The following is a 22,807-nucleotide window of genomic DNA, read 5'->3' as shown; positions in this document are numbered from 1 at the left end:
TACAATTGAATACTTAATGATATTATAAATACAGAATGATTAGAGCATATAATAAAAAGGATAAATCAAAATTAATTGAATTATTAAGACAAAATACACCGGACTATTTTGACACTTCGGAGGAAAGCGATTTTGAAAACTACCTTGATAATGAAATAGAAGATTATTTTATCTATGAAGAAGGTACTAGAATTAAAGGATCTGGTGGAATAAACTATTTTCCAGAAAAAAAGCTTGCTCGAATTTCATGGGATATGGTTGACCCAAATTTGCAAGGAAAGGGAATAGGAAAAAAACTAACCCAACACAGAATTAATCTTTTAAATAAAAATCCAAATATTGAATTAATTATCGTTCGAACGTCCCAACTTGTTTACAAATTTTATGAAAAAATGGGCTTCAAATTAGAAAAAATTGAAAAGGATTTTTGGGCAAAAGACTATGACCTCTATCAAATGCAGATGAAGACTAAATACTAAAATCTTGTTATACTACTATTAATTTTTAACACCCAATAATTCATCAATAGTAGTTGCAGTTACCGAATGATAGTTTTCTCTTGATTTCTTGTAAATGGCTAAGGCTTCTTCCGTTTTTCCATTTCTCTTAAAAGCTTTAAACAAAGTGTTTACATACCATCGTCTACCAACCCGAATTAAAAAATCTTCAATGTTTTGGTCTACATTATTACCATGATAATCCAAATTAAGAGCTTGTTCAAACCAAACCATTGCAATATGTGAATTTGTAGCATTAGATAGATCAAAAGCCTTATCAATACGAGCCATGTCTTCAGTAGTCATAGTTTTTGGAAAGTTTCTAATAAAATGAACCCATTCTAAAGTCGTCCAATCTTTAGTTAATGATGTATCAATTGTATCACTTTCTAAGAATTGTTGTAGTACCTTTTCTGCATTAGCAAACTTATCAGATGTAATACTAGCTTGATTAGAAGGAATGCCTGATTTATAAATCCATTCTTCAGTATTAAAAGTAATATTATTAGGTTCTAATAGATGTTCATTTAAATAGCTTAGAAATTTTTCGGTTGTGATCGTAGAAAATGCATGTGTTTTGAAATAATTCTTTAAAAACGCATCAAATTTATCGCGACCGACGGTCTCTTCCAAAGTTCTTAAAAATAAATAACCTTTATCATAAGCTATGCTATTCATTGCATCATCAGGACTTTTGCCTTTTAGATCCTGTCTTAGTTTTGTTCTATTTGGTTCGTTTTTAAAATTTTCAATTTCATCACTTAAATCTTGTCGCCCAATTAAAGCAATCATATTGGCTCTGTCTTTTCCGTAAACGGCTTCCATAATGCGTATTTCAAAGTAGACTGTAAAGCCTTCGTTCAGCCAGAAATCATTCCAAGTCGCATTGGTTACTAAATTACCAGACCATGAATGTGCTAATTCATGTGCTATTAATGAGGTTAAACTTTTATCACCTGCAATTATGGTTGGCGTTGCAAAGGTTAAACGTGGATTTTCCATACCACCAAAAGGAAAACTAGGAGGTAATACAATCACATCAAATTGATCCCAATCGTAATCACCATATAAGTTTTCGGCAGCCAATACCATTTTTTCCATATCTTCAAATTCGTATCGCGCTTTATCAATTAAGGATTTCTCCGCATAAACACCAGTGCGATCACTTACAGCTTTATATTCAAAATCTCCCACAGCAAGTGCTATTAAATAGGGTGAAATAGGCTGTTTCATTTTAAATGAATACGATCCATCTGCTGTTTTAGTTTTTGGGTTTTCAGCACTCATAACTGCCATTAATTCTTTTGGTACTTTTACTTTGGCATCATACGTAATTCGAATTTGAGGACTATCTTGAATAGGAATCCATGTTCTTGTCAAAATAGCTTGTCCTTGAGTGAATAAAAAAGGATGTGTTTTATCGGCTGTTTGCTGCGGACTTAGCCATTGCAAAGCTTCGGTTTTGTTTGTTGTCCTGTAATTAATCGATATTGATTTTGTAGCATTTGTTATGGCAATAGTTAGAGATTGTCCTAGCTGTTCATCAAATTCACCAAGTTTAAAAGTCGTTGGTTTGCCATCTGCTTCGACGGCATCAATTTCTAAAAATTTAGTATCTAAAATGATTTCAGTTGCATTCTGGTTCTCTATGGAGTACGTTGCTATACCTTTAATGATTTCTGAGTTAAAATCGACATCGATATCAAGATTCAAATGCTTGATTGCAGAAGTGTTAGGTCTTGCGTAAGAATGAAGTTCTTCAGCATAATTCACTGCCTGTATTTTTTCTTTTGGATCAGGTTGGCAACCGAAAACCAATAGTAATAGTGTAAAAAGTATGGCATTCTTTGTTAAGTTCATTTTATAATACATGTTAAATTAATCTTGGTAAACTTGTCCTCGATGAGGTTTTAAAGCATCTCTAATAGGTTTCATGTCTTGTTCCTCTACAACCAGAAATGCTATAGAATGCATATCACTTAAAGCATTAAAACCAACGATGCTTATATTTAATTTTTGGATTGCAATATATTCTTTTAAATGAATTGTATGATGTTCTGCCGTTTTAAAAGCGTTAGGACCACGAAAATCCCATATGAGTTTTAGTTTACGCATTGGCTACTGAAGTTCCGTTTTCTGCAAAATTTTTAAAATCTTTCATATATTTTAAAGATTGCTTTTTAAATGCTCTAGGCATCAAAAAGAGCATAACTCTCATTGAGAAACTTAGAGGCGTAAACTCATTGATTGAAATCCATTTGGTATGACCATCTTCAGTTTCTGAAAAATAATTTTTCTGAATATTATTCATGCCTTTAGCAGTATACGTCGCGCAAAATTCGTGTGGAAAATTACTTTTGGTAATCGTTTCTATGATTTCCATTTCACGTTTGTCATACATGTAATTGAGTTTGATTTTTGAGCCTAAATCTCCTGGATTTCCCGAAATATGTTCGGTAGATTTAAGTCCTCTTTGCCAATGTTTCATATTATCAATATTATCCATTTTCTGAACAAAGACATTTAGAGGAACTTTAACTATAATTTCTGTAGTATAAAGCATTACGTGAGGGATATAATTTGTTGCACTAAATATACTGTCTTTTTTTAAAACAAAAATAGAGATTTAGGACTTTCAAGTGCCATTTTAGTTCATTGGTCATTAAAATCGGATAATCGTAAACTCATCTTAAAAAATAGTTTCAATTTATCAGGTTTTAGATGCTTTTTAGCAGATACTAAATCCTTCTATTGTGCGTTTAGAAAAAAGCACTTGTTAAATGTATGAATTGTGTTATTTTTGCTGAAGTTTGATACAATCGTATTATATATTTAATTCATAATTATAAAACAATGAAACAATTTATTACTGCTCTTTTCTTTTGCTTATCAATTGCTGTTTCTGCTCAAATTGATAAAAACGATGTCTTGTTTACTGTTGATGATGAGTCCGTTATGGCTTCGGAATTTGTTCGAGTTTATAACAAGAATTTAGATTTAGTAAAAGATGAATCTCAAAAAGATGTAGATGCTTATCTCGAGCTTTTTATAAATTATCAATTAAAAGTTAAAGAAGCAAAACGATTAGAATTAGATAAAGACGCTAAATACATTAGAGAATTTTCTAATTATAAATCGCAGTTAACCAAAAACTTCATGTCTGATAGTGAGGTTACCGAAACTTTAGTAAAAGAAGCTTATGATCGATCTACTATGGATATTAAGGCATCTCATGTTTTAATTAGAATTGATGAAAATGAGACCGATACAACTCAAGTTTACAATAGATTATTAGAGTTAAGAAATCGAATTATAAAAGAAGGTTACGAGCCTATTCAAAAGGAAGTGCACGACGGTAAAAATGTATTTGCTGAAGATTTGGGCTATTTTTCAGCATTTAAAATGGTGTATGCTTTTGAAACCGCTGCTTACAATACCAAAGTTGGAGAGATTTCGATGCCTTTTAGAACCCGTTTTGGATTTCATATAGTCAATGTTACAGATAAGCGTCCTTCCTTAGGTGAAGTAACTGTTGCTCATATTATGGTGGCAAATAATCAAAAGGATAGTTTGCTTAATCCTGAAACACGTATCAAAGAAATCTATAAAAAATTACAACAAGGAGAGAAATTCGAATCTTTGGCTAAACAGTTTTCTGATGATAAGAGTTCTTCTAGTAAAGGCGGTCAGTTAGCACCATTTACTGGCGGACAATTGGGTTCACAGGAATTTGAAGAGGTGGCTTTTGGTATTCAAAAGAAAGACGAAGTATCATTTCCATTCAAAACAGATTTTGGCTGGCATATTGTTAAATTGATTAGCAAAAAAGGAATCCAGCCTTACGAAGAAGTGAAATCTGTATTTGAAAATAAGGTGAAACGTGATTCTCGGTCACAACTAATTAATTCGGCATTAGCAAAAAAATTAAACCAGAGGTATAAAGTTCAAGACAATAAAGAGACTTTAGCCTACTTCGAAAGCATAGTCAATGACAATTTTTTCAAACAAGCTTGGATAGTCCCTGTAGATTTAGAGAACGAAAAAACATTCATGACCATTGGAACGAAAACAATTACCTATGCTGATTTTGCAAAACATTTATTTGAAAGCCAAAGGCGTTATTTAAATAAACCAGTTAGTGCATCTGCGCTAATTAATGGTGTTTATAATAAGTATAAAGAAGACCAGATCATTCAGTTTCATAGAGAAAATTTGGAGTTTGAGAATGATGATTTCGCTCATGTTTTAAAGGAGTATAGAGATGGATTATTACTTTTTGATCTTATGGAAAAGCAAGTTTGGAATGCAGCTTCTAAAGACACTATTGGTTTGAAAGCATTTTACGAAAAACATAAAAGTAATTACATGTGGGAAGATAGAGTAGATGCAGTAATTTTATCTTCTGCTAATGAAAAAATGATTGAAAAAGCGATTGCGTTATTAGATAAAGGTAAATCAACCGAAATAATAGAAGCAGAACTTAATCAAGACGAAGCTCAGAATATTATATCTACTACTGGTGTATTTGAATTAGGAGATCAGGCTTTGCCAACAGACTTTGAATTCAAAAAGGGAGTGTCAAAAATTTATCAGCACAATGATGCATATCATGTTGTTATGGTTAAATCTGTGATGTCTAAAAGCCATAAAACTCTTGATGAATCTCGCGGTCGAGTTGTAAGTGATTACCAAAATCAAATTGAAAAGGACTGGATAAATTCACTTAACCAACGCTATAAAGTAAAAGTGAATAATAAAGTTCTTAAAAAAGTAAAATCACAAATACTTAATTAATTGATAAGGAGACAGATTATAATCATAGTATGTGCTTTTGGTGTTACATCATGTAGTTTTTTTAAGACTACAGATGACAGAATTCCTGTGGCAAGAGTTAATGATTCTTATTTGTATGAAGAGGATATAAATGCACTAGTTGCTGAAGGAGTTTCTGAAGAAGATAGCACGTTTATTGTCAATGGATTTATTAATCGCTGGGCGACACAATTACTGCTTGTTGATGGCGCAAACCGAAATCTTTCAGAAGAAAAACAAGAGAATTTTGAGAAATTAGTTGATCAATATAAGAAAGACCTTTATACAAAAGCCTATCTCGATGCTTTAGTGAAAAAGAGTATAAGTACCTCTGTTAGTGATATTGAAGCGCAAGAAGTGTATGAAGCTAATAAAGAAACTTTTAAGCTTAACGAAGAGTTAGTTAGGTTTCGATACGTAACTATTCCTCTTAACGCTATTAATGAAGACGACATCAAAAATAGATTTAAACGCTTTGATGATGACGATAAAAGATATCTAGATTCTATATCAGTTCAATTTAAATCCTATTCTCTTAACGATTCCATTTGGATACAGACCTCGCAGATTGTAAATAAATTACCTGTGTTAAATTCTGAAAATAAAAAAGAACTGTTAAAAAAATCTAATTTTATACAACTCAAAGATTCATTAGACCTATATTTGGTGCAAATTAAAGATGTTTTATTTCAGAATGATACGGCACCTTTAGACTATGTAAAACCTACCATTGAACAAATTATAATCAATAAACGAAAACTAGAGCTCATTAAAAAGCTTGAAACAGATATTACCAAAGATGCTATTAAAAATAAACAATTTGAAATTTATAAATAACACAAAACTAGTTGCTGCTTTAGCATTAATTCTATGTGCACAATTAGTTGTAGGACAAGAAATAATTGAAGACGAAGTTATTGAGTCTAAAACACAAGTGGATACCATTGAAAAAAGCAGTCGAGTAAAAATTGATGGTGTTGCTTCGGTAATTGGTGATTTTGTAGTTTTAGATTCTGATATTGATAAAGAATTTATTCAGCTTCAAGCTAGAGGTGTATCGACTGCAGATATAACACGTTGCCAGTTGTTTGGTAAATTGTTAGAAGATAAATTGTATGCACATCACGCCATTCAAGATAGTATTTCAATTAATGAATTAGAAATACGTTCAAGTATTGAACAACAAATTAGTGCTTTCTTAGAAACAAAAGGTGGTACAATGGAAGAACTACTTTCATTCTATAATAAGGATAGTGAGCAAAGTTTGCGCGATGAAATGTTTGAGCTAAACAAAAACGCAAAGTTAGCTGCCGATATGCAGCGTAAAATTGTATCTGAAATTGAGGTAACTCCCGAAGAAGTAAGGGAATACTTTAATAGTATACCGGAAGAAGAGCGTCCAACTTTTGGTACAGAATTAAAAGTTGCTCAAATCATTATAATACCTGAGATATCTGAAGCTGAAAAGCAAAAGGTTATCAATAAGCTTAAAGAGTTTAAGGCAGATGTCATTGAAAATGGAGCAAGCTTTACAACCAAAGCCGTATTTTATTCAGATGATATTCCTTCTCGTAAAGATGGTGGTAAATATACCTTAAATAAAAAGCGACCTAGAATGGTAAAAGAGTTTCGCGATGTAGCTTTCTCTATGCAAGAAGGTGAAATATCTGAGCCTTTTGAAACCGATTTTGGATACCATATCATTTTGCTTGAAAAAATTAGAGGACAAGAATATGATGTTAGACATATATTGCTTCGACCAAAAGTAACAGAAGAAGCTAAATTAGCGGCTAAAGACAAAATTAATACAATCAGAGAGCGTATTGTAGCTGGAGAATTAACCTTTTCTGCTGCTGCAAAAGAGTTTAGTGATGAAAAGGAAACTAAAAATGATGGTGGACAATTAATCAATCCTTATACACAAGATTTCAATTTTGAATTGACTAAAATGGATCCAGAATTATACGGACAAATTCAAGATTTAAAAGATAATGAGGTTAGTTTAGTATTAACAGATTCTGATAGAGTAAACGACTTAAAATATAAACTACTTATCGTTACTGATAGAATCGATGAGCACGAAGCTAATTTCGCAAAAGACTACTTAAAAATTAAAAATTTAGCTCTTCAAGATAAACAGATTCAAGAAATTGCTAAATGGCAAGAAGAAAAAATCAATGATACTTACATTAAAATTAATGGCGAGTACAGAGATTGTGAATTTACAAGTAACTGGTTAAAAAAAGAAAAACAATAAGTATGTCTGACGTTGCTGCAATAGAACAGTTTGTAAAAAAATATAATGCCCTAAAAACCGAAGTTGCCAAAGTTATTGTTGGTCAGGATGAGGTCGTTAATCAAATATTAATTTCAATTTTTTCTGGAGGACATTCCTTATTAATTGGAGTTCCTGGTCTAGCAAAAACGTTAATGGTTAATACTATTGCTCAGGCACTTGGTTTAGATTTTAAACGTATTCAGTTTACGCCAGATTTAATGCCTAGTGATATCTTAGGTAGTGAAATCTTGGACGAAAACAGACATTTTAAATTTATAAAAGGACCAATATTTGCCAATATTATCCTGGCAGATGAAATTAATAGAACTCCACCAAAAACGCAAGCAGCTTTATTAGAAGCAATGCAAGAACGTGTGGTAACTGTTGCTGGTCATCAATACAAATTGAATTTACCCTATTTTGTGTTAGCAACTCAAAACCCAATTGAGCAAGAAGGAACATATCCTTTGCCAGAAGCTCAATTAGACCGTTTTATGTTTGCTATTAATTTAGAATATCCTTCGTTTGAGGAAGAAGTACAAGTCGTTAAAGCGACAACTACAGATGTTCAAGCAACTGTAAATTCGTTATTTACTGCTGAAGAAATTATTGGTTTTCAAAACGTAATTCGTCGTATTCCTGTTGCAGACAATGTAATTGAATATGCCGTTAAAATGGTTAGTAAAACCAGACCAAACGCAAATACAGCTACAGATTTAGTAAAAGAATTTATAGATTGGGGAGCTGGACCTAGAGCATCACAAAATTTAATTCTTGCGGCTAAAACTCATGCTGCTATTAATGGTAAATTTTCTCCTGATATTGAGAATGTTCAAGCCGTTGCTCAAGGAATTCTTCGTCATAGAATTATCAAAAATTACAAGGCTGAAGCCGAAGGCATTACTGATGAACAAATCGTGAAAAGTTTGTTTTAAGTTTAAAAACTTCGATTTCTACATTTCCCTTTTTTATTTTTATAGTATCTTAAATTTCTAAAAGTAATTTAAAGCTTTATAAAAGTTGACTATCCAAAAAAGTAAGTTTCAAAACCTTAAAGAAAACAAACTGTTTTGGGTGAGAGTATTTGCATTTTTTGCTTTTGTTATACCAATGGTAGTATCTCCTAATATTTGGTTTTCTGAGCGTTTGTTTCCTATGATACCTATTTTTGATGGTATTCCAATTCCAAGTTTTACTAGTGATGTAATTCTTATTTCTATTTTTTTATTGAGCTTCTTAGCCTTTGTTTTTAAGCCAATTTGGAAATTTGGACTACCTGTTATAGTCATCTATGTTTTTTGGGTCATATTAGATCAAAATAGAATTCAACCCTTTTATTTTGAAATGATTTTTATGGTTTTGGCCTTGATACAATTCAATAAAAACCCAAAACTAGTTAAACAGTGTATGCTTTTAATTCTTGTTGGGACGTATTTTTGGAGTGGAATGCATAAATGGAACGATCTCTTTTTTGAAAAATGGGCTAACGGACTTAGTAAACGGATTCCTTTTGTACCTGAATGGATCCGATTAATTTTTACATATGCCGTTCCATTTTTGGAAGCATCATTTGGAGTATTTTTAATTTTCTCAAAAACTAGAAAACTAGGAATTTGGTTAATTACTGTAATGCATGTCATCATCTTGGCAACCTTTATTAAAGGCGGTTATGGTTATATTGTTTTTCCAATGACATTTTTTAATGTATTTGTACTGTTTTATTTGTTTTATAAGTCATCATTTACTTTTAAAGATGTGTTTGTTCCGAAGCATCCGCAATCATTTGCCCTTTTGCTAATAGCAATTGTGTTTCCGTTTTTAAATTTCTTAGGGTTTTACGATCATATTTTGGCATTTAGTTATTTTTCGGGTAAACCAAAATATTGTAAGATTCATTTTAATAATCCAAAAGATATTGAAGCTTTGCCAGAACATATAAAACAGAATGTGAGACAGGATTCTGAAACCTACTTTATTGATCTAAACGACTGGTCTGGAAGAACAATTGGTGTGATTGTATATCCTGAAGAACGCGTCTACGAAAAGGTTCAAGCTCATATAGACGCTTATCTTAAAACGCCTAATACGTGTATAGAATACTATTAACGAAGTAATCTTTCGAGGTCTGCTTTCAAGCGATCGACGTCTTCACTTAGTAAGACATTATAAAATCCTCTTATCTGTTGTTTTTGGTCTACTAAAGCAACATAACTGCTATGATAAAAATCGGTACCCTCTTCATTTGGTTTGAAGTTGGTCATGTACATCGTTGCTTGTGATTTGGTTTTTTCTTCGGAAGCTCTTAAAAATTGCCATTTGTGATCTGGAATTCCTGTAGCTTCTGAATACGTTTTTAAAACCGAAACCGAATCATGTATTGGATCTATAGTATGAGAAATAATCATGACATTTTCTTCATCCGAAAATGATTCAGCAATCGCTATTAATTCTGTTCGCATTGGTGGACATATACTTGGGCAACTTGTGAAGAAAAAGTTGGCGATACAAATATTGCCTTTAATTGTTTCAGTAGAAAAGGATTCATCTAATTGATTTCTAAAATCCCGATAAGAAATGTTATAATAGTTTTTTTGGCCTGTATCATCAATGGTATAACTTAAAATGGGTAGATCTTTTGAATTGGAATTACAACTCAAAAAAAGTGAAATTATGATACATATTACATATCTCAATTTAATCAAGGCTTGTACGATTTTAGTTTGTCATGCATTTCTGAATCATACAAAAACACAAACATGCTAGCCATCATGTCTTGATCAATTTTTGTTGTATTATTGGTTTGAAGTACCAATTCATAATTATGATCTGGATATAACATAATGCCTTCAGTACTTGAAAAATAAGAAACAGATTTGAGCCCAATTTTATCGATATAATTTTCTGCTTTGGAAACAAACAACGTTGAATCTGCTGTTTTATCTCTAAAAGCTAAAGTTTCAGCAAAAGGATGTAAATGGGTGGCAATATGATGCATTGTTGTGCTATCATTTAATTGAAGTTGGTGTGTAATATCATAGCTGTACGTTTCCTCTCCTGGGAAAATTACCCAATGTCCAGAAAGTGATTCGCCTTTGTCATTTTTATAAGCATGATTTTTAGTTTCGACAGGTAAGCACATATTTGGGTTAGTATCTGTTGGACCTTGAAACGGATTTTCAGCATCATAAGGTAGCATCACGAAAACCGTTTTGCTCATTAATGGCTTCATATCTTTGCTATGTGGTTTGAAACCTAAATTTACTTCATGCTTTATATCAAATGGATCACCTTTAATATTGTGATTTAAGGACTGGGTTGCTAACAATAGATTTTCATTCGTAAACACTGGAAAACCATAGCCTTCAGGAAATTTATAACTTTCAATGCCATGACTCAATGAGGTTAAACGTGGATATTGTTCACCAATTCTATCATTTAGTTGCCATCTTGAATAATGTTCGCCTTCATATAAATCAATATTGGTGTGACAGATATAATCGTTAGAAAGTTGATCAACTTCATTTGTACTTAACGCCTTGGTTTCAAATGATGTGATCCAAACCAGCTCATTTTTGGAGTCATCAAGTTGAAATGAACGGATGACTTTAGGACCTTCCATAGATTTATAAATATTGTCAATGACTAAAGTTGGAGTGATTAAGCGAATTGATGAATCGCTTGATTGAATATTCCATCGTTCATCTACAATACCAAAACCATGATAAAGCTTTGTTTTTACAATCGCTTTGTGTCTATTTGGAAGTTTTAAATAGTAAATACCACCAACAATAGTGAATAAAACTATGAACAACAATGTATATTTTAGTATTTTGGACTTCATTTTAGTGAAATTCAATTTTGAGAAGCCAAAAGGCGAACTCAAAATTGTAAATTGAACTAATCCTACTGAAAAGTAGAATCTCAGTTTTATATCTTTTATTTAACTACCTAAACAAAACTAAGGCTTTTTTTGATGCGAATAGATTATGAAAAACGAATTTTTGGCTTAGACCTTATGAGAGCTATTGCCATTATTATGGTCATGTGCTCGCATACACTATGGATTGCTCCTGAAATGAGAGGTATCACTCGAAAGCTATTCAGTGTTTTTGGAATTTTAGGTGTTGACGTGTTTTTTGTATTAAGCGGATTTTTAATCGGAAGAATTTTATACAAAATGTATACGTCTAAAGATTTTACGTTTAAAGACATGTCTTATTTTTGGGTTAGACGTTGGTTTAGAACGTTGCCAAACTATTATTTGACTTTAGTTATCAATATAATAGTTGCCATTTATATAGGGAACCAATTGCCTGATCAACTTTGGAAATATGGTTTTTTTCTACATAATTTCAGTACAGAACTACCTTGGTTTTATCCTGAATCGTGGAGTTTGTCTGTTGAAGAGTTTGCCTATATTTTAGGACCATTACTCATGTATTTAGTTTTGTTTTTTAGAAAAAAAGCATCTCGACCTCGATTATTTGTGCAAGTGACACTTTTTATTCTGCTGCTGTTTATACTCAGTAAGTTGTGGTATAATAATGAGGAAACTATTCGTCACATGAGACATTGGACACTTAATGTGAAATCGATTGTGATTTATAGAATTGATGCTATTTATTATGGTGTTTTAGCGGCTTACATTTCAATTGTTAAACCTAAGATTTGGTATAATATAAGATATCTAGCATGCGGCTTTGGGATTTTCGCTTTAATAGCTATGAACTTTTTAATTCCCATAAAAGGATGGTTTATTACTGAGTATCCTGAATTTTGGAATGTTTGGTATTTTGTATTAAAATCTATAGCAATTGGATGTACACTACCATTATTAAGTCAGATAAAATCTGCACCAAAATTAATCAGAAAACCAATTACATACATTAGTATTTTATCCTATGCCATCTATGTATTTCACTATTCTATTATCATGCAATTGATGAAATATTTTATTCCTTCAGAACCAATGGAAGGTTTAGATTTGGTCATTTACCTATTAGTTTATGTACTTATCGTTTTTGTAGTGTCATATGTCGTGTATCGTTTTTATGAAAAACCAATGACCGATTTAAGGGATTCTTCTAGAATTAAAAAGTACTTTGAATAGTCAGTATTGTTAATTTATTATTTTATATCCTAAAAAATTGATGATAATGTAATTTTATATCATAAAAATGACAATTTGTTGATTTATATTCAGTAATTGATACTTTTTGTTACACATTTTTAAATCTGACTAAAAATTTGTAATTTTGCAGTCCTTGAAGTCAAGGAAACAAACCAATATTCACTCTTATTAATTATACATATGGCATTTGATATTGACATGATTAAAAAAGTTTACTCAAATATGGCTGAGCGCGTTGATGCTGCTCGTGACATTGTTGGTAAACCACTTACACTTTCAGAAAAGATTTTATATTCACACCTTTGGGATGGAAAGCCAAATAAAGCATTCACTAGAGGAAAAGATTATGTAGATTTTGCTCCAGATAGAGTAGCATGTCAAGATGCAACAGCACAAATGGCTTTATTGCAGTTTATGCAAGCTGGTAAAACTAAAGTTGCAGTACCGACCACAGTGCATTGTGATCACTTGATTCAAGCAAAAAATGGTGCAACATCAGATTTACAACATGCGATTAATACGAGTAATGAAGTATTCAATTTTTTAGAGTCTGTATCTAATAAATACGGAATTGGATTTTGGAAACCAGGAGCAGGAATCATTCATCAAGTTGTTTTAGAAAATTATGCATTTCCTGGTGGAATGATGATTGGTACAGATTCACATACAGTTAATGCTGGTGGATTAGGAATGGTAGCCATTGGAGTAGGAGGAGCAGATGCCGTTGACGTGATGGCAGGAATGGCTTGGGAATTAAAATTCCCTAAACTTATTGGTGTCAGATTAACTGGGAAACTTTCGGGTTGGACGGCACCTAAAGATGTGATTTTAAAAGTAGCAGATATACTTACTGTTAAAGGAGGAACTGGAGCAATTGTTGAATATTTTGGTTCAGGTGCAACAGGAATGTCTTGCACAGGAAAAGGAACAATCTGTAATATGGGAGCCGAAATTGGAGCAACAACGTCTACGTTTGGATACGACGAATCTATGGAACGTTATTTACGTTCAACAGATAGAGCAGATGTTGCAGACGCAGCAAACCAAATTAAAGATTATTTAACTGGTGATGCTGAAGTATATGCAAATCCTGAGCAATATTTTGATCAAGTAATTGATATTAATTTATCTGAATTAGGCCCTTTATTAAATGGTCCTTTTACGCCAGATTTATCTACTGCAGTTGGTTCAGCAATGACTGAAAAAGCAAAGGCTAATGATTGGCCAATTAAAGTAGAATGGGGCTTAATTGGGTCGTGTACCAATTCGTCTTATGAAGATTTATCACGTGCATCTTCTGTGGCACAACAAGCTATTGATAAAGGTGTGAAGATGAAATCTGAATTAGGAATTAATCCAGGTTCTGAGCAGGTTCGTTACACTGCAGAGCGTGATGGAATCCTCCAAATTTTTGAAAAACTAGATGCTAAGATTTTTACGAATGCTTGTGGACCATGTATTGGACAATGGGCTCGTTATGAAGATCCAAAAAATGCGCCAAAAAATAGTATTGTGCATTCATTTAATAGAAACTTTGCAAAACGTGCCGATGGAAACCCAAATACGCATGCGTTTGTTGCTTCACCAGAATTAACAGCTGCGATTGCGTTGGCTGGACGTTTAGATTTTAATCCGATGACGGATGCTTTAATCAATGAAAACGGAGAAGAAGTGATGCTAGACGAACCAACTGGATGGGAATTACCACCTAAAGGTTTTGATGTTAAAGACAATGGGTTTTTAGCACCTATGGCAGATGGTAGTGGAGTAGAAGTAAAAGTGGCTTCAGACTCAGAACGATTGCAATTATTAACACCTTTCGTGCCTCTAGGAAATACAATTACTGGTGCTAAACTATTAATTAAAGCCTTCGGAAAATGTACAACAGATCATATCAGTATGGCTGGACCTTGGTTGCGTTTCCGTGGACATTTAGATAATATTGCCAACAACACTTTAATTGGTGCTGTAAATGCTTTTGGAAAGAAAACAAACTTCGTTAAAAATCAACTAACAGGAGATTTTGGAGGTGTTCCTGATACTGCAAGAGCTTATAAAGCAGCGGGAATTAAATCTATAGTTGTTGGAGATCATAATTATGGAGAAGGGTCTTCTCGTGAACATGCTGCAATGCAACCTCGTCATTTAGGTGTTGCTGCTGTGATTGTAAAATCATTTGCACGTATTCATGAAACAAACCTGAAAAAACAAGGGATGTTAGGATTAACTTTTGCTAATGAAAGTGATTATGATTTGATCCAAGAGGATGATACATTTAACTTTTTAGATTTGAATGAATTTAGTCCTGATAAGCAATTAACTATTGAATTGGTTCATGCTGATGGAAGTTCAGACACCATAAAAGTAAACCATACCTATAATCAATCTCAAATAGATTGGTATAATGAAGGTTCTGCGTTAAACTTAATTAAAAAAGAAAATGCTGCTTAGTTTTAAGCACTAGATAACAAAAAAAGCTCTTGAGATATCAAGGGCTTTTTTTTAGGTTAACATTGTAAGTATTACTGTTTTAATTCGACTTGAATAGAGTCTAATAATAAATAATTCTACTAATGCAATCCATTTGGTTCTTTGATGATGTTAATTTATTTAAAGTGCTTTGTCCGCATAAATTCAAAGCGTATAAAAACGAACATGATTTTGATGCCTATAAAAAGAAGGACTATATCTACTTTGAAGACGATTCTGCCAACAAAGTCTATCTCATCGAAAAAGGAAAAGTTAAGATTGGTTACTATAACGAAAATGGTGATGAAATTGTAAAAGCTATTTTGTCAAAAGGTGAATTGTTTGGAGAGAAAGCAATACTAGGAGATATAAAGCGTGATGAATTTGCACAATCTATAGATAATTCTACTTCTATTTGTCCAATAGGAGTAACTACAATGCATGATTTAATGCGAGACAATCAAAGTTTTAGCTTTAAAGTGTATAAGTTTATCGGATTTAAATTTAAAAAACTAGAACGCAGACTTCAGCTCTTATTATTTAAAGACACCAAAACAAGATTGGTTGAGTTTTTAGATGAATTGTGTGCAGATTATGGATATGATTGTGAGAAAACAGGTGATCATGTTATTAAACATCCATACACACAAAAAGACATTGCTTGTTTAATTGGTACCTCACGACCAACACTTAATATTCTACTTAATGAACTTAAAGAAGAAAATTATATCAATTTCAACCGAAAGGAAATCAGAATCTTAAAAAAATCTGCATAAAATTTCAGTTGTGTTAGCTAGCTAACATTTAATCATAATCGCAATCGATAATTTTGAAGCATAAAATAACTTTAAAATTAGATATGATGATTAAAAAAATGTTTTTAGCAGTTTTGGCTCTAGGTTTTGTAGCCACTTCTTGCAGTAGTGATGATGATAATAGTGCTTCAGTTCCTACAAATTCAGATTTAGTACTTAACCTTAACGGTTTAGAACCTCTAGGAAATGACTATGTGTATGAAGGTTGGATAATTGTAGATGGTTCTCCAATATCAACTGGAACTTTTTCTAGTGTTGCGTTTCCGCAGACGTTTTCTGTAAATACTACCCAATTAAATAGTGCAACCACTTTTGTGCTTTCTATTGAACCTGCTGTAGATACTGATCCTGCGCCAGCCGCAACAAAAATTTTAGCAGGAGATTTTTCAGGTACTTTAGCTAATGTAGATTCTAATGGAATTGTTGGAGATTTTAGTGCTTCAACAGGAGCATATATTCTGGCGACACCTACCGATACAGATGATACGAATGAAGAAAGTGGTGTTTGGTTTTTAGATAACTCTAGTGGAATGGGAATGACTGGATTAGATTTACCTGTTTTAGCCGATGGATGGAAGTATGAAGGTTGGGCTGTATTAGGAGATACTCCTATTAGTACAGGAACTTTTTTAGATCCAGCAGCAGCTGATGACAATGCTGCAACTTCAGTTTTTAAAGGTGATGCTGGAAATGGTCCTGGTTATCCAGGAGAAGACTATTTGCAAAATGCTCCAGCAGGTATGACGTTTCCAACAGACTTAAGAGGAGCTACAATTGTGATTTCGGTTGAACCTAGTCCAGATAATAGTCCAATGCCATTTACATTAAAGCCACTAGCCCATATGGTACCAACGACAGCAATGACTCATACAACTATTGCAATGGGAACAGGTCCAGTACATGTTATTTCTGGTTCAGTTACTAGAAACTAATTAGGAATTAATAAAGCAAAATTTAAAGTTTTGTTGTTAGATTTGAAGCGCATTATCGACTATGGTAATGCGTTTCTATTTTAAACTCTTATGGCAAAATCAAAAAAATCAAAAATTTACAATCTTATTTTTATAGTTTTCATTGTGCTATTGATTATTCCACAGACAAGAAAACCAATACAAGTTGTTATAAATAAAGGTATTGTTTTACTCGTAAAGCCATCTGTAATTGACCATACTGAGCGCAAAATTATTTCAAATTATGATTGGAAATTAAGAGATGTTTCTGCAATCAATTTTGATTTTAATTCTGCAAAGGGAAAAGTAGTTGTGATTAATTTTTGGGCTACTTGGTGTCCACCATGCATTGCAGAAATGCCAAGTATGGAATTACTCTATCAGAAATACAAGGATAATGCTGATGTTGTATTTTTATTTGTTTCTAATGAAGATGTTTTAGTCATTAAAAAGTTTATGTCCAAAAAAGAATATAGTTTTAAGGTATACCAATCATTAACTGATTATCCTAAAGAATTTGATGTAACTTCAATACCTAGAACTTTTGTAATAGATAAAAAGGGTGAGATTGTGATTGATAAATCAGGACCAGCAGATTGGAATAATGAAAGTGTAACCAATACGCTTGATAATTTACTTAAAGCGTTTTAAAAAAGGCTTTGATAAATGACCATGAAAACAAAGACCACATAATTTTTAAGTCTTCTAAAAAAGTGGATTCTTCATCTAAAAACCGGAACATAGTTTGAACAGTATTTTTGCTGTAAAACTGTTCAAAAATCCATTCTCCCTTCTGATTTTCATCTTTGAGTACTTTTAAAAATACTTTGTCGTAAAATTTATATTTACGTCTGAATAACTTGTGTGAAGGCGATTGATTGGATTTAAGATTTTCTATAATCTTCGTAACTTTTTTCTCTGTATGTTTAAAAGAATAACCTGTAGAGCCTTTAACCCAACCGCCTCCAGTTCCTATTTTAGTAATTGTTTTGGTGTTGAATTTTCCAAAGTTATAATTGGTCATTGGAATTTGACCTTGTTCAGTTTCTAGAATAGAATAGTTGTCTATTTGAAGATAGTCTTTAATGTAGGTTTTAATGTAGTTATCGTAAACTTGTTCGTCCACAAGATTTTCAGTAAAATAGGTGAATTCTACTAAAGCTTCAGTTTTTGAAAATGGTAAGACATACATAAATGTAGTTTGATTTCCATCTTTTAAACGGTAATCCATCATGACAACTTTAGTGTCATCAAAGGCATCCTTATTGGTTTTAATAAGCCAACCTTTAAAATGCTGAAGGACTGAAATACTTGTGTCTTTTTCTGTTGAAAACTCCTTTGGAACACGGCTGTCAAAAACATGAGAAGCCGAGTATGTGTTTTTATTAGTTGTAACTAAAGCAGTTTTATTTTCTACAATCGAAATTACATTTTCAAGAATAAAACTAAAGTTTTCCTTGTTGTGAAGTTGTGTTTTGGCTTTGTTATAAAAATCTAAAGCTTTTACTGTGTTGTACGTATAGGGATTTAACTCTAAACTTATATCTTTTGTTGAGGTTATAATAGCGGCCTTTTTCCAAGATTTTTGAATGATAGAATTCCATTGTGAATTACCTTTTTGCCAAAAACTCCAAGTTTTGTCGTTAGTGTTTTTTTCTGAAAGATCAATTAGCGCAATTTTCTTAGCATTAAAATCCGCATCTTCAGAAAACTTTAAAGCGAGTTGAAAACCAGCTAAACCATTTCCAATGATGATGTAATCGAAATGGGCACTTTCAGACATAAAAAACTATTATTTTTTGAAATATTTGAAAGGTACGAATAACATCCCAAAGCATTCACCATCAGCTTTACCTAAATGCTTGTGATGAATTTTGTGAGCACGTCTTACACCTTTTGCATACCAGTTATCAGCATTTCTAAAGATTTTGAAACGTTGATGAATAAAAATATCATGGACTAAAAAATAGGTAGCTCCATAGGCCATAATTCCTAGTGCGATAGGTAAACAAAACCACATATTTTCATAGCTCCATAGGTAAAAGCAAGTCATACTTACGACGGCATAAAAAATAAAAAAGGCATCATTACGTTCAAACCAACTATCGTGATCTTTATGGTGATGGTCCTTATGCAAACTCCATAAAAAACCATGCATGACGTATTTATGAGTAAACCACGCCATAAATTCCATAGTGCAAAAGACACCTAAAAAAATAATAATCCACAATACAGTTTGCATAAGATTATAATAGATTTAATTGATACTTAACATAACTTCTAGTGAGCAATTCAAACTTCTTATAGTTTGGGACTCTAATTCTAGTTGATTTTATTTCTAAAGCTGGTGTTTTCTTTAATTTCTTGAGTAATTGCCTGTAATATCTGTAAGCCATAAATACACCAAATTTAGCTTCAATAGGTAAATTTTTAATACCATTGAGACCTTTTGCGAAATCACTTTCTATATCATCAATAATCCTTTGTTTAGAATTTTCATCTAATTGATTTAAATCTGTATTCGGGAAATAAGTCCTACTTAAATCTTCGAAATCGGCTTTTAAATCTCTTAAGAAATTCACTTTTTGAAAGGCTGAACCTAAACTCATTGCTGAATCTTTTAGTTCATTATATTTTTCTTTATCACCTTTTACAAACACTTTTAAACACATTAATCCTACGACATCAGCTGAGCCATAAATATAATCTTTATACTCCGAATCTGTTAAATAATTTTGTTTGTATAGATCAAGACGCATACTTTTCATGAAGGCATCCACTAAACTTTTGTCAATGTCGTACCTATGAAATGTTTCTTGAAAAGCATTTAAAATTGGATTTAAACTAATTTTATATTCTAGTGCTAATTCTAAATCATTTGAGAAATTATTAAATAATAACTCTTTATCATAATCGTGGAAACTATCTACAATTTCATCTGCGAATCTTACAAACCCATAAATGTTGTATATATCTTGTCGTATTGAGTTGGATAGCATTTTTGTAGCTAACGAGAATGAGGTGCTGTAAGATTGTGTCACAGTCTTACTACATTGGTATGAAACGGTATCAAAAATGGCTTTCATATTAATTTTTATGGTGTTTTTTTATAAGTTTTGCTACTAATTTCCCAGAGATAAGAGCAGGAGGTACTCCAGGTCCTGGTACTGTTAGTTGCCCTGTGAAATAAAGGTTGTTTACCTTTTTACTTTTCAGTTTAGGTCTTAAAAATGCAGTTTGAGAAAGCGTATTTGCCATACCATAAGCATTTCCTTTATATGAATTGTAATCTTTGATAAAATCGTTCACGCAGAAAGACTCTTTAAAGGTAATATTTTTTTTAATGGTTTGATTTGTAAGTTTTTCGAAACGAGACATGATTATATCGAAATATTGTGCTCTTAATTCTTCAGTGTCTTCAATTCCTGGAGCGATTGGAATTAAGAAAAAACCAGTCTCGCAATTGGCTGGAGACATTGAGTCATCTGTTACTGATGGAAAATTCGCATAGAACAAAGGATCTTTTGGCCATTGAGGATTATCATAAATGTCTTCAGCATGCGTTTCAAAATTAGTATCAAAAAACAAATTATGATGTTCTATGTTTTTTAGTTTTTTATCAAATCCTATATAAAATAGGAGTGAAGAAGGAGCAAATGTTTTTTTACTCCAATACGATTCAGAATATTGACGATACTTTTGATCTAATAAGGTTTCAGAATGATGATAGTCTGCTCCAGATAGTACAATATCAAATTGTTTTAATTCTCCATTAACTGAGATTGATGTTACATTTTTATGCTCTACTTCAATTTTTTCAACTGGACAATTAGTGTGAATTTGAACACCTAAACTTTGCGCTAATGAAACCATTGCTTTAATTATTTCATACATGCCACCTTTTGGATGCCAAGTGCCTAATCCAAAATCGGCATAGTTCATAAAATTATAAAAGGATGGTGTGTTACTAGGTTTAGCGCCTAAAAAAAGGACAGGAAATTCTAGAGTTGATATAAGTTTTGGGTTTTTAAAGTGCTTTCTTATGTCTCCACTAATTGTCTTAAAAAATTGATCAACACGCAAAGCAGTTTCGGGCGTCACCAATTCAAATGGTGAAATTCCTGGTTTTAAAACTACTTTATTAATAGCGATATCATAATTACTGGCAGCTTTATTTATAAATTTTCTTAGTGGTTTAGAACTTCCAGATTCAATACGATCGAATTCTTCACAAATTTTATCGAGCGTATCTCCAATAGTAATAGTGTCGTCTTTAAAAAATATTTTATACGCTGGACTAAGTTTATCAAGTTTGTAATAGTCTGAAGTTGATTTGCTAAAATCACCAAAGAATTTTTCAAAAATATCTGGCATCCAATACCAACTCGGACCTATATCAAACGTGAATCCTTCTTTCTTTAATTGCCTACATCGTCCACCAACTGTCGCATTTTTTTCAAAAATAGACACATCATATCCGTCTTTTGCTAAATAGCAAGAAGCAGATAAAGCTGAGAACCCAGAACCGATTATAGCAACGCGTGTTTTCATTGTTTAGCAAATTTACAAAAAAGTTAAACAAATTTAACTTTAGTACGTAAATTTTAGAGTTTTTTAACTAAATCTTCAATTGTTTTAAAAGGAACAATTTGTTTTGGTAATGAATTTAAATCAATTTCATTTAGTCTTCGGCCTAAAATCCAAAATTTAATGGAATTTTTAATAAGTAAATTTTCTTTGAATTCTTCAATATAATCTAGAACAGCATCTTTTTCAGGCTTTACAGTAAAGTACGAAATAAAAGTGATATTGTCGTAAAAATTAAGAAGATCTTTAAGGCCTTCTATGGGAACACTTTGTCCTAAAAAAACACAATGATATCCTTTAGATATTAGTTCATAATTAATCATCATCAATCCTAACTCATGAACCTCATTGTCTGGAAGGTAAAGCACATAAACTTCATTTGTAAGTGTTTGATTTTTAGATTGAATCAACTCTGTACTCACCAAAATTTTCTGTCTTATTAGTGATGTTAAAAAATGCTCGTGAGCGGGAGTAATCGTATCCGTTTGCCAGAGCATTCCTATTTCAGAAAGCAGAGGAATTAAATCTTGATAAAAAATCTCGCTAAAAGATTTCTCTTTTATTAAGCTATCATAAGTATCATAAAATAATTGTTGATCGAAATTGATCATTGAAAGTTTAAACGTATCAATAGCATGATTATTGGTAACATCACTTTGCGCAACTTCTTTTACGAGTTGAGGAATGTCATTACTATCTATTGAAGCTATTTTAGATATTTTATAACCGTTACTATTTAAATAACTTATGTTGAGTAGCTTTTGAAGGTTAGCTAAACTGTAATATCTGATATTAGTATCTGTGCGTTCTGGTTTTAGTAAGTTATATCTTTTTTCCCAAATTCTGATAGTGTGTGCCTTTATACCAGTGAGATTTTCAAGATCTTTAATACTAAACGTGCTTTTAATATTGTTCATTTTTAGTTTAAAAAGGTTAAACAAAACTAAACAATTTTTGGTTATGAACCATATTTTAAGATTTTTTTAATAGTAAAACTATCAACATTGTTGACCGATGGGAAGAAGATTTATAATAAAAATTTACAAGTGCGCACGAGAAGACTCGAACTTCCACGGACTAATGTCCACCAACCCCTCAAGCTGGCGCGTCTACCAATTCCGCCACGTGCGCATTATTTAAGTAAAGATAAAAAAAAAGTTAAGCGAAAGCTTAACGATTTTTTGTGGTGACCAGTCTGGGGCTCGAACCCAGGACCCTCTCCTTAAAAGGGAGATGCTCTACCAACTGAGCTAACTGGTCAATAAGTC

General features: G+C 32.1%; 21 protein-coding genes and 2 tRNA genes. 11 read left to right on the top strand and 12 right to left on the bottom strand.

Features of this window, described 5'->3' with window-relative positions; all coding sequences use genetic code 11:
- Positions 1 to 35 precede the first annotated feature (35 nt).
- Positions 36 to 479 (top strand): GNAT family N-acetyltransferase, encoded by a 444-nt coding sequence (locus VOI25_RS07995; protein ID WP_323788532.1) that lies wholly within the window; start codon positions 36 to 38, stop codon positions 477 to 479.
- Between the two features lie 18 nt (positions 480 to 497).
- Here VOI25_RS07995 and VOI25_RS07990 read toward each other — a convergent pair whose 3' ends face one another.
- The 3 genes from VOI25_RS07990 to VOI25_RS07980 are packed head-to-tail and all read right to left on the bottom strand — an operon-like array spanning position 498 to position 3,060.
- A complete protein-coding gene (locus VOI25_RS07990) occupies positions 498 to 2,357 on the bottom strand; it encodes a hydrolase/aminopeptidase (RefSeq protein ID WP_323788531.1) in 1,860 nt (619 codons plus the stop codon).
- Positions 2,358 to 2,375: 18 nt separating this feature from the next.
- A complete protein-coding gene (locus tag VOI25_RS07985) occupies positions 2,376 to 2,612 on the bottom strand; it encodes a hypothetical protein (protein ID WP_323788530.1) in 237 nt (78 codons plus the stop codon).
- Positions 2,605 to 3,060, bottom strand: a complete 456-nt coding sequence (locus tag VOI25_RS07980; protein WP_323788529.1) for an SRPBCC family protein — start codon at positions 3,058 to 3,060, stop codon at positions 2,605 to 2,607. The genes VOI25_RS07985 and VOI25_RS07980 overlap by 8 nt, the downstream gene beginning before the upstream one ends.
- Before the next feature lie 290 nt (positions 3,061 to 3,350).
- Between VOI25_RS07980 and VOI25_RS07975 the strand changes: the two genes are divergently transcribed.
- From VOI25_RS07975 to VOI25_RS07955, 5 genes are all read left to right on the top strand, one after another.
- On the top strand, positions 3,351 to 5,291 hold the full coding sequence (locus VOI25_RS07975) for a peptidylprolyl isomerase (RefSeq protein ID WP_323788528.1): 1,941 nt from the start codon (positions 3,351 to 3,353) through the stop codon (positions 5,289 to 5,291).
- Entirely contained in the window at positions 5,292 to 6,146 is an 855-nt protein-coding gene (locus VOI25_RS07970) for a peptidyl-prolyl cis-trans isomerase (protein ID WP_323788527.1), read from the top strand. It abuts the gene before it with no gap.
- The gene (locus VOI25_RS07965) at positions 6,130 to 7,566 is read left to right on the top strand and encodes a peptidylprolyl isomerase (RefSeq protein ID WP_323788526.1); all 1,437 of its coding nucleotides are present in this window, start codon (positions 6,130 to 6,132) and stop codon (positions 7,564 to 7,566) included. The genes VOI25_RS07970 and VOI25_RS07965 overlap by 17 nt, the downstream gene beginning before the upstream one ends.
- A gap of 2 nt (positions 7,567 to 7,568) precedes the next feature.
- Positions 7,569 to 8,522: a MoxR family ATPase gene (locus VOI25_RS07960; RefSeq protein WP_323788525.1), complete on the top strand. Its 954-nt coding sequence runs from the start codon at positions 7,569 to 7,571 to the stop codon at positions 8,520 to 8,522.
- An 85-nt stretch (positions 8,523 to 8,607) separates the two neighbouring features.
- The gene (locus tag VOI25_RS07955) at positions 8,608 to 9,693 is read left to right on the top strand and encodes a MauE/DoxX family redox-associated membrane protein (protein WP_323788524.1); all 1,086 of its coding nucleotides are present in this window, start codon (positions 8,608 to 8,610) and stop codon (positions 9,691 to 9,693) included.
- Here VOI25_RS07955 and VOI25_RS07950 read toward each other — a convergent pair.
- Both VOI25_RS07950 and VOI25_RS07945 read right to left on the bottom strand, forming a co-directional pair.
- Entirely contained in the window at positions 9,690 to 10,244 is a 555-nt protein-coding gene (locus tag VOI25_RS07950; protein ID WP_323788523.1) for an SCO family protein, read from the bottom strand. The two genes, VOI25_RS07955 and VOI25_RS07950, sit on opposite strands and share 4 nt — an antisense overlap.
- Before the next feature lie 41 nt (positions 10,245 to 10,285).
- Positions 10,286 to 11,428 carry a hypothetical protein gene (locus VOI25_RS07945; protein ID WP_323788522.1) on the bottom strand — a complete coding sequence of 381 codons (1,143 nt, stop codon included), beginning with the start codon at positions 11,426 to 11,428 and terminating at the stop codon, positions 10,286 to 10,288.
- A 132-nt stretch (positions 11,429 to 11,560) separates the two neighbouring features.
- On the opposite strand from VOI25_RS07945, the gene VOI25_RS07940 reads away from it, so the two are divergent.
- The 5 genes from VOI25_RS07940 (at position 11,561) to VOI25_RS07920 (ending at position 17,603) form a co-directional block, all read left to right on the top strand.
- Positions 11,561 to 12,697, top strand: a complete 1,137-nt coding sequence (locus tag VOI25_RS07940) for an acyltransferase (protein ID WP_323788521.1) — start codon at positions 11,561 to 11,563, stop codon at positions 12,695 to 12,697.
- Positions 12,698 to 12,898: 201 nt separating this feature from the next.
- Positions 12,899 to 15,169 (top strand): aconitate hydratase, encoded by a 2,271-nt coding sequence (locus VOI25_RS07935; protein WP_323788520.1) that lies wholly within the window; start codon positions 12,899 to 12,901, stop codon positions 15,167 to 15,169.
- Between the two features lie 122 nt (positions 15,170 to 15,291).
- Entirely contained in the window at positions 15,292 to 15,963 is a 672-nt protein-coding gene (locus VOI25_RS07930; protein ID WP_323788519.1) for a Crp/Fnr family transcriptional regulator, read from the top strand.
- Positions 15,964 to 16,046: 83 nt separating this feature from the next.
- Complete coding sequence (locus VOI25_RS07925; RefSeq protein WP_323788518.1) at positions 16,047 to 16,934, top strand: anti-sigma factor; 888 nt, start codon at positions 16,047 to 16,049, stop codon at positions 16,932 to 16,934.
- 90 nt (positions 16,935 to 17,024) lie between these two features.
- The gene (locus tag VOI25_RS07920) at positions 17,025 to 17,603 is read left to right on the top strand and encodes a TlpA disulfide reductase family protein (protein WP_323788517.1); all 579 of its coding nucleotides are present in this window, start codon (positions 17,025 to 17,027) and stop codon (positions 17,601 to 17,603) included.
- Here VOI25_RS07920 and VOI25_RS07915 read toward each other — a convergent pair.
- From VOI25_RS07915 to VOI25_RS07885, 7 genes are all read right to left on the bottom strand, one after another.
- Positions 17,590 to 18,735: a lycopene cyclase family protein gene (locus VOI25_RS07915; protein ID WP_323788516.1), complete on the bottom strand. Its 1,146-nt coding sequence runs from the start codon at positions 18,733 to 18,735 to the stop codon at positions 17,590 to 17,592. The genes VOI25_RS07920 and VOI25_RS07915 overlap by 14 nt on opposite strands.
- A gap of 9 nt (positions 18,736 to 18,744) precedes the next feature.
- Positions 18,745 to 19,194 (bottom strand): beta-carotene hydroxylase, encoded by a 450-nt coding sequence (locus tag VOI25_RS07910; RefSeq protein WP_323788515.1) that lies wholly within the window; start codon positions 19,192 to 19,194, stop codon positions 18,745 to 18,747.
- 4 nt (positions 19,195 to 19,198) lie between these two features.
- Positions 19,199 to 20,038 (bottom strand): phytoene/squalene synthase family protein, encoded by an 840-nt coding sequence (locus tag VOI25_RS07905; RefSeq protein WP_323788514.1) that lies wholly within the window; start codon positions 20,036 to 20,038, stop codon positions 19,199 to 19,201.
- Between the two features lies 1 nt (position 20,039).
- Positions 20,040 to 21,503 carry a phytoene desaturase family protein gene (locus VOI25_RS07900; RefSeq protein WP_323788513.1) on the bottom strand — a complete coding sequence of 488 codons (1,464 nt, stop codon included), beginning with the start codon at positions 21,501 to 21,503 and terminating at the stop codon, positions 20,040 to 20,042.
- Positions 21,504 to 21,556: 53 nt separating this feature from the next.
- Positions 21,557 to 22,456, bottom strand: coding sequence for a MerR family transcriptional regulator (locus tag VOI25_RS07895; RefSeq protein WP_323788512.1), 900 nt, complete (start codon positions 22,454 to 22,456; stop codon positions 21,557 to 21,559).
- Between the two features lie 130 nt (positions 22,457 to 22,586).
- Positions 22,587 to 22,670 (bottom strand) — tRNA-Leu (locus VOI25_RS07890).
- A gap of 53 nt (positions 22,671 to 22,723) precedes the next feature.
- A tRNA-Lys gene (locus tag VOI25_RS07885) sits at positions 22,724 to 22,799 on the bottom strand.
- Positions 22,800 to 22,807 lie beyond the last annotated feature (8 nt).

The sequence above is a fragment of the Psychroserpens sp. genome (assembly GCF_034670085.1).
Lineage (GTDB): Bacteria > Bacteroidota > Bacteroidia > Flavobacteriales > Flavobacteriaceae > Psychroserpens.
This window is presented reverse-complemented; position numbering and strand designations above follow the sequence as displayed.